The sequence below is a fragment of the Synechococcus sp. R55.7 genome (assembly GCF_047461955.1).
Lineage (GTDB): Bacteria > Cyanobacteriota > Cyanobacteriia > Thermostichales > Thermostichaceae > Thermostichus.
The window spans coordinates 1-9,085 of sequence record NZ_JANSIC010000083.1; the positions used below are offsets into that span (position 1 = coordinate 1).

Genomic DNA, 9,085 nt, shown 5'->3' on the forward strand with positions numbered 1-9,085 from the left:
AAGCGCGTATCCACCAGTACCGAGGGAGAGGCCAAGTTAACGCGCTCCAGCAGACGCCGCAGCAGTTGAGCATCGATGATGTCCACCCCTTGGCGGGCTGTCGCCGTTCCGGCCACCAGGGGGGTAGGGGTGGCTGGAAGGGGGGATCCCATCTCACTGCGCTCAGGTGCAGCCAGCACCAATTCCGCCATTGCCTGGGCCAGCTCTTGACCATACACCCCATCAGGGCCCGAAGGGAGTAGATCCAGCCGTCCCTGCTGAGTGGCCAGGTGGCTCAACCCCAGTTGCACCGCCACCACCGCCGCCCCCCGATCCCCCCGCCTCAAAGTGCGTTGGCTGGCCAAGACGCTCTCTAGCTGGGCTTTGGCTGCATCTTGGTCGCTAGCTGGCAAAAGTTGCACTAGCCCTTCCAGCTGATCTCCCTCAGAGCCAGCCTTGGCCTCGGGATGGGGATCCTCCCGCCAAAGGCGAGTCAGGTCGTAGAGCAAGATGGCATGGGGCACAGGACGGCTGGGCTGGTTGGGACCGGCATGGCCGGTGGCGAGGATCTCCCCTTGGTAGACCAGGGAGGTGCTAAAGCCAGAGTCCAGCAGCACGGCTTCCCGGATCCCGGTTTTGGGCAGCAGACTGGCCAGGATGGCGGCGTTGACGTGGGTTTTGGTAACTCCGATCACCACCCGCTCCTGGTCATCTACCCCAAAGAAAGCTCTGGGGCGAAACTCAGCAGCGCTGGCAAGGCGGAACGAGTTGATCTCCGCCGGAGAGAGGGCATGGCCATCCTTAACCAGCCATAGACCGGCCACAAACAGATCCGTGACATCCGGCATCAACTGGCGGATGTTCTCCAAGTGGGTCATGGTGTCGGGATCAAAGGGCACAAAGCGGAGGCGATCCCTGCCCAGCAGCACCAGCGGCCGGCCGCGGATTGCCTGGTCATCTTCGGGACGACCGGGGATGAAGGTCTTGTGGTTGGCAGCCATCGCCGGCCCCACCATGACGTTGCTGGCGGAGTTGATCCAGGGGATGGAGAAGAAGCTGCCGTTAATGCCGGCATCGGCCTGGTAGCGCTGGACCAACGTCCTGACTTCGTAGCGCCGCTCCGCATGCACTGTGGCTGCCCGTCCGCCGCGGATGGTGAGCACCCGCACCCCGTCAATGATCTCGTCGGTCAGAGCCAGAGGCTGCGTCACATCCAGCCGGTAGTCGGGGCTGCGGTTGAGGGTGAAGGTGCGGGCGCCAATGATGGCCTCGGTGATGCGAAACTGGCTAAAGCGTCGCACCTCCAGCAAGTTGGGCGATTGTCCTGTAAAGCCAGGATCCATCGTAAAAGACATCCGGTAACCGGCATCGGCCAGGTATTGCTTCACCCGCTCGTCCCGGTTGCCTTCGGGATAGGCAAAGTAGTGGATGGGGTGGCCCAGCTCCTGCTCCAGCTTGGTCTTGCAGTCGAACACTTCCCGCCGCAGACGGGCATCGTCTAGCACCCGCAGATCAGGAGGATGGTTGACGGTATGGGCGGCAAAGTCAATCAGCCCGCTGGCATCCATCTCCCGCATCTGATCCCAGGTGAAGTGATCCTTGCTGGTGGGCACGCCGACAAAGCCGGTTTGCACAAAGTAGGTGGCGGGGTAGTTGTACTCCTTCAAAAGGGGGTAGGCGTTCTCGTACAGGCCCAGGTAGGCGTCGTCAAAAGTGAGCAAAATGGCTTTTTCGGGCAAGGGATCCCCGTCCCGCAGGTGTTTGTACAGTTGGTCGATGTGGATGGGGGTCAACCCCGCCTGCTTAATGGCCTCAAAGTGTTGCCGCAGCTCCGCCGCCGTAGTGTCGAACCAGACCTGCTTGCGGCCAGCCACCACATCGTGATACATGATGGCGGGCACATAAGAAAGGCTGGCCAAGGGATCCAAAGCAAAGGGATCCCGCTCCAGTTGGGTCTCTAAGGAGATGGGCAAGCGCTGTTGAGCCGCTTTAGCGTGGGCGCGGGGGGCAGGGATCTCCGCTAGAGGTGGCGAGAGCCCCGGCAGGCGGCTGACCCAGTCGGGATGAGCAGTTGCCCAGGCCACCAGGGCCCCAGCCCCAAATCCCAGCAGGATCACCAGCAAGCTTAAGAAGGGGAGTAACCTCGGTCGAGACTTGGCCAGCGGACGTCGAGAGGAAGAGGAAAAGCTTTGTCGTGGAGTGGGCGAGGGGTACGGCTGGGATCCCCTTGCTGACCCAAAGCCTGCATGGCCTTGGGGCATCGACCCTCCCAAGCGCGTCGGCTGTCGTCGAGATGTCATGGCCTCACTCCCCACTCCCAATTGCAAAAGCTCAGCCCTCGCCGGAACGCCTTTTCCTACCCAAAGCCCACCCCCAGGACAGCAGGAAAAGGCAGCCTTCCAGGCAACGGCAAAACCAACGCCAGCCTACCACCCCATCCTCAGGTTGAGGATAGGGGAGAAATCGCCGCATGCTTTCTACAGGGATCCCTCGTTGAAATTGTTTGAACCAGAACGGCCTGGACGGGTGGCCTGAAAGAACCCAGAACCTCCCAGGAAGCCGCCCGCTACTCAAGGGTGCTTAGCAGATTGGACTCGGCAATGCTGACGATCTTGCCTCCCATTTGGGTGATCCGTTTCACTTCTTGGGAAAGGCGGCTGAAGGGCACTTTGTACTCGACAACACTTCTGCGCACACCTCCTCCCACGAGGCCGGATACCTTGATGGCGAAGATTTTATCGCTATTGGGCAGCCCTCCTTCTGAGCTGCTGGCCTGAGCAACCTCTGGTTCTGGAGCCGATGCCACCTGAGGCGCCGTGGCGACGCTCTCCCGCTCCAGGAGTAGCCGCCAGCTGCGGGGATAGGCAGGCGCCAAACGATAGACCACCTTATAGGAGCCGGCTATGTGGTCATCCTCGGCCTCCACCTTCACCACAGTTCCCGCTGGAATGTCCAGCTTGGCCCCCTTAGACATGACTTTAATTCCCGGCCAATTGGTGGGCACATCCGTCAGCAGCTCGACCTCAAAGGCTTGATCCCCCAACAACAACTTGGCCATCTCAACAACTCCGTTTTGCTCAGCACTCAGTGGCGAGAGAGCCGCTCACAGCCACAGCTTTACCGTCAGACATTCTACCGCTGCCAGGTGCCCACCAGAAGCTTCCCGCTGGCATGGGTCAGCTGACGTCCTCCCTTCAACGAATTGAGGGAGATCACTGATGTCCTCCCATTCTAGAATTGGGGTGTTGTAGATTTGTTAAGCAGCTGTAGATTTATTGCGGAGGTAGAGGGAGCGCCATGAACCTGTTGAGCTTGGCCTTGCCGGATCTGTCGGCAGCTTCGGATGGGTTAGCCGCCACCTTGCAGCCCGTAGCCCAGTTTTTTGCCGGCCTTAACTTGCCCCAACCCATTGTGCAATGGGGTCACCCCTTGATGATGGGGATCGTGGTGGTGGTGATGGGCAGCTTTGTCGGCCTGACTGGGTGGCGAGGACGGGCCTTGCGTCTGGCAGCCGCCTCCACAGCGCCAGAGGGATCCCTGCCGGAAGCGGCCCAGAAGCCTCTGCTTGACCACCGCAAATTGGCCCCCTGGATGGCCACCTTCATTGCCTTGGGCTACACTGGCGGCCTTCTTTCTCTGGTGATGCAAGGGAAGCCCCTGTTGAGCAGCCCCCATTTTTGGACGGGATCCCTGGTGTTGCTGTTGTTGGCGGTGAATGGAGCTTTGTCCCTCAGCGGCTTTGGGGGCAACCGCGCTGCTTTGCGCACCACCCATGCCTATGTGGGCAGCCTCATTCTATGTGTACTGTTTGCCCATGCCCTGCTTGGGCTCAAGCTGGGTTTGTCGTTGTGAGTGGCAGTAGGCTTCCCTCTGCCTGGGCAGGAACTAGCGATAAGGCTGCAGGGATTGCAGCAGGTGGAGCACGGTGAAAATGCCGATACCCAGCAGGACGACGGATCCCACCAGGTAGCTGCTGGCATTGGAGCGCTGCTCTTCCAAGAGGGCTTCAGGGGATTTGGGGGCAATCATAAACCTTTCCCCAGAAAGGGGTTTTCGGATCACGGGATCCCCTGCCTCAAAACGCACCTGCCCCATGGTAAACGCCATCGCATCCACCGGAATCACCCATTCCTTATAGATAAAAGCTCGGGTGGAGCGATTTTCTGTTCTCACTCCGGAAAGGTAGCGCTTGAGATTGAAGTTGAACCGGCTGGGCCCTTTTCCTGGAAAAATATGCTCATCCACAACCGACATAGCCTCTATCTCCGCACCTGTGGGATCCACCCTCACCCTTCCAGTTTCGTCTTCGATGAAAAAAGGGATCTGGCGAACCACCGAGTGAAGGGTTTCGTCTCTCGTTCTCGTCTCTCTTTCAAGGAGATATTCCCGACCTGTGCTCGGATCGTAATACACGTTGGCGTAGTGTTTTTGGGGAGAGCTTACTTCGGAAAACGGCGATTTTTGAGGATAGCCTGGAGAGCCAAGCTGCTGGGGGTAGTCGGGGTAACCAGGCTTTTTCTGGAAAGAACCGGAACCGGGGTAGCCAGGGTTGGGCTTTTGTGGAAAAGAATTAGAGTAGTCGGGATCAACCCTTTTCTGAAAAGAACCGGAGTCAGAGTAGCCCAAGCCGGGCTTTTTCCCGACCATCTCCCCCGGATAGGATTTTGCTCGGGATCCCAAGCGTAGAGCGTTCTGATATTCGCCTTCGCTGATCCGTTCGCTATACGCTACATCGCCTCGGCTATTCAAATACCTTCGATAGCATTCGATCTCGTCATACTCCCAAGAGATCTCAGACTTGTAGTAGACGCAAGGCTGTCGCGAAAGTTCCGATACCAAAGGCCGATCGCACACAACCCTGCCGTAAACTTGAGCCAAGTTTGCTCCTTTTGCCTGGGGGTTGGTCTGACCGAGATGGCGAAGCTCGGCTATCTTGAGCAACCGAGTTGCAGAGAGCTGTTGAACCAACCTTTGGGAGCGCAAATACTCAACAAACGAAAACAGAGAGGCAGGAAGACAAAGCAGACCAAGCAGCATCAGCCAGTTCATAAAGGCCTTCCTTTCCGGGGGTGGGAGTGAAGTTGGCCTCATGCTAGCAGTTACCTGTGAAACAGGATTTAAGAGAAGTTTAAGGCAATCCCGAATGCGGGCAGTTCCAAACTTTACCAAGAAGCTAGGCCTGAAGCCCCGCCCTTCCAGGACGGCTTTTGCCCTGTTAGACCTGCGATAAGATACACCCACGCTGGTCAGAGAAGCCAAACTCCTCAACGCCACTCCAGCGCAGTACCAAGCCTTGGATGACAGAGTACACCGGCCAGGTGGTGGGGCTGGATGTGGGCGACAGCAGTGGGCAAGCTGTGCCGTGTCTCCAGTTTTTGCGTCGTGCCGAAAGGAGATTGAAGCAACAGCAAAGAAGACTGAGCAGAAAGTTAGGCCCACGGCCCGCTGGCGTGAATAGGAAGGGGGTAAAACCTCAATACAGCAACTACCACAAGTAGAGGAAGCGGCTTGGCGAGGTACACTTCAACCAAATCAAAGTCTGGCGCCAGCGTAGAGACCGGGTTATTGAGCTAGCCCAGTGTGTGGGAATGTCTCACGACATTGTGGTTTATGAGGACTTGCAGGTGCAGAACTTGGTGAGAAATCACCACTTGGCCAAGTCTTTCACGCTAGCGGCGCGGAGCGCTTGGGGGAACGACTGAGGAGATAGGCACCGCCGTCGTGGAGGGGAAACCTGATACAGCTAAGTGCTGTCGCAGAACCAGGAACCAGAATCCTTGCTCTTTGGGGCGGGGGGCATGTCAATCGCGCAACACGTAGCCTACCCCGCGCACCGTCTGGATAAGGCGCTTCTCCCCTGGGCCTTCGATCTTGAGGCGCAAGTAGCGAATATAGACCTCGATGATATTGGAGTCGCCCGTGAAGTCGCAGCCCCACACATGCTCTAAGATCTGTTGGCGGGTGAGCACCTGACGGGGGTGTTCCATCAAGTAGCGCAACAGGTCGTATTCTTTGGCCGTCAGCTCCACCTGTCGCTCTCCCCGGGTTACCTCCCGCGTTACGGGATCCAGAATCAGATCCATGAACACCAACTGGCCATCGCGGGATCGCCTTGGCTGCCGCAAATAGATCCGTATCCGAGCCAGCAGCTCCTGAATGCTGAAAGGCTTGACCACGTAGTCATCCGCCCCAGCGTCCAAGCTTGCTGCCCGATCCGCCACCTCATCTCTGGCGGTCATCAACACCACCGGCACGCGGTTGCCCGTTGAGCGCAGTCGCCGACAAATTTCCAAACCTGAGATGCCGGGCAACATCCAGTCCAACAGCACCAAGTCGGGGTTTTGGTCGCAGGCTGCCCTCAACCCGGCCATGCCATCGCTGGCTACGCTGACTCGATATCCCTCACAGGTCAGCTCCGTTTCCACAAAACGAGCCAGCTTAGCTTCATCTTCGATCACCAGAATGTGGGCAGAAGAGGGTTCAGGCTCTGGCATACGCTCTCTTGCTGAATCCAAGGAAGACGCCGAAAAACTTGCTCATTGCCCCCAAGCATATCTCAACCGTATGGATTGGCAGTCGAGATGACTGAATCCGTCCCAGCCTGCAACAGCCTTGTGGAATTGCCTGGGGTTGATATCAGCAAGTGCTTTGAGTTATTCAAAAGGCATTCATGTACCTTATCACCATGAGTATCCTCAGCCATGACCCTCTCTCCTGTTCGGCTCACCCCGCCCCTACCTCCCATTCGATGGGAAAAACTGCCGGAAGACTTTCCCTTGCCGGATGAGCCTGTGGAAAGCACCTTACAGCCCCTTTTGGCTGCTGCTCTGCGTGAGGCATTGGAACTCGCTCAGATGATCCCTGCCCAGGCTTTGATCGCCTCCAACTTTGGCCTTTGCAGCACTGTCGGGGACAAGGTGGTGGTGAAAGCCCCCGACTGGGTTTATGTGCCCGCAGTACAGCCGATTCCCGAAGGAGAGATCCGCCGCAGCTATACCCCACACTTAGAAGGGGATCCCCCGGCGATTGTGATGGAATTCATCTCCGAAACCGAGGGCGGCGAGTACTCCATCAATCCCCACTATCCCTATGGAAAATGGTATTTCTACGAGCGCATTTTGCAGGTGCCTGTCTATGTAATCTTTCATCCCAAAACCGGTGAGCTGGATGTCTACCGCCTGGAGAATGGCCGCTATACCCCTGTATCGGCGGATGAAAACCGTCGCTACTGGATCCCGGAGATTGGCTTGTTTTTGGGGGTGTGGCGGGGACAAAAAGCCGAGACCAAAGCCAACTGGTTGCGGTGGTGGACTGCCGATGGGAGTTTGCTGCTGTGGGGGAGTGAACATATAGAGCAGGAGCGGCAGCGGGCCGAACAGGAGCGGCAGCGGGCTGAACAGGAACGGCAACGGGCCGAGGCGGCAGAGGCAGCTCTCGAACAGGCCCGTCTGGAACAGCAGCGCCTAGCCGCGAAATTGCGGGAGTTGGGCGTGGATCCCGAGGCAATAGCCGATTGAGGGCTCTCCTAGTAGGTGCGCCCGCGCCAAGAGCGGGGCCGGCTGAGGGCAGATAGGATTATCCGCAGAACGGCCAAGGGATCCGCCAGGGGCGACATCCAGAACGTCCAAGGGGGATCCTGATAGGAGCCGCGAATGCCCAGCAGTACACCTAAGCGCAGAATCAGTAAGCCTAGGTTAAGCCCCAGCAGCACCTGCTCCGTCAGGGAAAAGGGAAACCCCATCCCGGCTTTGCCCAACAGCCCTACAACCACCGGCCCAGGGATCCCTTGGGTGAGGACGAGGAGAGCTATATCCCCCCACAACTGGGCCACAGGGGTGGCATCTTTCAAATCGAGGGATCGGCCCCACTCTCGCCAAGTTTCGCCAAAAGAAGTGTACATGCGCACCTTGAGCAGGTGCCGACCGTCGTAAAAAGCTACTTTAAAGCCGGCTGCCGCAATCTGCCGCACCAGGGTCACATCGTCACAAAATGAAGCCCGCGCCACTGTGTAGCCATTCATCGCTTCCAGCACCGACCGGCGCACTAGCATACATTGCCCATTGGCCATCGTCCGTTCTGGCAGGGTAGCCCTGTCTCCGGCTGCCCCATAGCGATAGATCAGGGTCACCAAAAGAGCCGGTTGCAGCCAGCCTTCCCCCCAGTGCTGCAAGATAAACTGCGGTGCCAGGGTGATCAGATCCAGACCTTGGGCCTGGGCAGTTTCCAGCAGGCGCTCCACCAATCCTGGCTGGGGACGGGTATCGGCATCAATGCCCAGGATCCACTCAGAGGCCGGATCCGACTGGAGAAATCCATAGTGCAAGGCCCAGGGGCGCCCCACCCATCCGTTGGGCAAGGGATCGTCGGTCAGCAGGCGAAAGCGGGGATCCCGCTTGGCCATCTGCAGCACTTTTTCGGGGGTGCCATCTTGAGAGCGGCTGTCCACCACCAGCACCTCCCGCAGGACGGAGCTCTGTTGGTGCAATCCTTCCAGGCAGGGATCGATGCGTTCCGCTTCGTTGAGGGTGGGCAACAACACGCTGACCAAGCCCGGCTGCAAAGGGATCCCAGGCTGACCGGGAGGCAGAGGGGAAGGGCGCCGCAAAGAGGGCAGCAGCCGCGCCAGCAGCACCGCCAGCATCGGCACTTGCATAACCAATAGGCTCAGGGCGGCAGCATCTCCAGCCCAGGCAGGGATCCCGTTCATGCCAGTTCTAACCTGTAAGGGAAAAGTGTCCAAGAATGCTTGCAAGAGAAGCCCAGGGAGGACAAACTCATACTCATGGTGATTTAGCAATTCAAAATCAGTCTGGTTGCATCGTGCCTGTGCCCATCCCCCCTCAAACCTGACGGGCTTTTCATGGATGTCTTCATCCGGCTCAGCCACAAGGGATCCCCTGTTACGGTTGTGAAATTGCACAGTGAAAGGCTCAACGCCGCGATTGCCCGCGAGGTACGGAAAGAGCTAAGCCAAATTCTCACCGAGAAACCGGGGCATTTCTTGTTGGATCTTAGTCAGGTTAGCCTGATCGACAGCATGGGGTTGTCGGTTCTGGTTTGGGCGCATCGCCATTGCCGCACTTTAGGCTATCAACTCAAGTTCTGC

The 9,085-nt window shown here is 58.2% G+C and carries 8 protein-coding genes; 3 read left to right on the forward strand and 5 right to left on the reverse strand.

Annotated features, from left to right (window positions below; all coding sequences use genetic code 11):
- Together NW820_RS06125 and NW820_RS06130 are read right to left on the reverse strand one after the other, a co-directional pair.
- Nucleotides 1-2,279 (reverse strand): polysaccharide deacetylase family protein (locus tag NW820_RS06125; protein WP_414406984.1); only part of this gene is annotated, 2,279 nt, incomplete at its 3' end.
- A 266-nt stretch (nt 2,280-2,545) separates the two neighbouring features.
- Complete coding sequence (locus NW820_RS06130) at nt 2,546-3,037, reverse strand: phycobilisome linker polypeptide (RefSeq protein ID WP_071818135.1); 492 nt, start codon at nt 3,035-3,037, stop codon at nt 2,546-2,548.
- 239 nt (nt 3,038-3,276) lie between these two features.
- Between NW820_RS06130 and NW820_RS06135 the strand changes: the two genes are divergently transcribed.
- Nucleotides 3,277-3,831: a DUF4079 domain-containing protein gene (locus NW820_RS06135; protein ID WP_011431843.1), complete on the forward strand. Its 555-nt coding sequence runs from the start codon at nt 3,277-3,279 to the stop codon at nt 3,829-3,831.
- Nucleotides 3,832-3,864: 33 nt separating this feature from the next.
- Here the strand turns inward: NW820_RS06135 and NW820_RS06140 are convergent, their stop codons facing one another.
- Both NW820_RS06140 and NW820_RS06145 read right to left on the reverse strand, forming a co-directional pair.
- Nucleotides 3,865-4,626 carry an E3 ubiquitin ligase family protein gene (locus tag NW820_RS06140; protein ID WP_414342134.1) on the reverse strand — a complete coding sequence of 254 codons (762 nt, stop codon included), beginning with the start codon at nt 4,624-4,626 and terminating at the stop codon, nt 3,865-3,867.
- A 1,154-nt stretch (nt 4,627-5,780) separates the two neighbouring features.
- A complete protein-coding gene (locus NW820_RS06145) occupies nt 5,781-6,473 on the reverse strand; it encodes a response regulator transcription factor (RefSeq protein ID WP_414406985.1) in 693 nt (230 codons plus the stop codon).
- 207 nt (nt 6,474-6,680) lie between these two features.
- Here NW820_RS06145 and NW820_RS06150 point away from each other — a divergent pair, with 207 nt between their 5' ends.
- Nucleotides 6,681-7,496, forward strand: coding sequence for a Uma2 family endonuclease (locus tag NW820_RS06150; protein ID WP_414351155.1), 816 nt, complete (start codon nt 6,681-6,683; stop codon nt 7,494-7,496).
- Between the two features lie 8 nt (nt 7,497-7,504).
- Here NW820_RS06150 and NW820_RS06155 read toward each other — a convergent pair whose 3' ends face one another.
- Nucleotides 7,505-8,686 carry a glycosyltransferase gene (locus tag NW820_RS06155; RefSeq protein ID WP_414406986.1) on the reverse strand — a complete coding sequence of 394 codons (1,182 nt, stop codon included), beginning with the start codon at nt 8,684-8,686 and terminating at the stop codon, nt 7,505-7,507.
- Between the two features lie 153 nt (nt 8,687-8,839).
- Between NW820_RS06155 and NW820_RS06160 the strand changes: the two genes are divergently transcribed.
- Nucleotides 8,840-9,085: STAS domain-containing protein (locus NW820_RS06160; protein ID WP_414406987.1), on the forward strand; the 246-nt coding region annotated here is incomplete at its 3' end.

Excerpts from the sequence above, each read along its gene's own strand:
- NW820_RS06155 (WP_414406986.1), bottom strand. The coding sequence starts at position 8,686 with ATGAACGGGATCCCTGCCTGGGCTGGAGATGCTGCCGCCCTGAGCCTA.
- NW820_RS06140 (WP_414342134.1), bottom strand. The coding sequence starts at position 4,626 with ATGGTCGGGAAAAAGCCCGGCTTGGGCTACTCTGACTCCGGTTCTTTT.
- NW820_RS06145 (WP_414406985.1), bottom strand. The coding sequence starts at position 6,473 with ATGCCAGAGCCTGAACCCTCTTCTGCCCACATTCTGGTGATCGAAGAT.
- NW820_RS06135 (WP_011431843.1), top strand. The coding sequence starts at position 3,277 with ATGAACCTGTTGAGCTTGGCCTTGCCGGATCTGTCGGCAGCTTCGGAT.
- NW820_RS06130 (WP_071818135.1), bottom strand. The coding sequence starts at position 3,037 with ATGGCCAAGTTGTTGTTGGGGGATCAAGCCTTTGAGGTCGAGCTGCTG.
- NW820_RS06150 (WP_414351155.1), top strand. The coding sequence starts at position 6,681 with ATGACCCTCTCTCCTGTTCGGCTCACCCCGCCCCTACCTCCCATTCGA.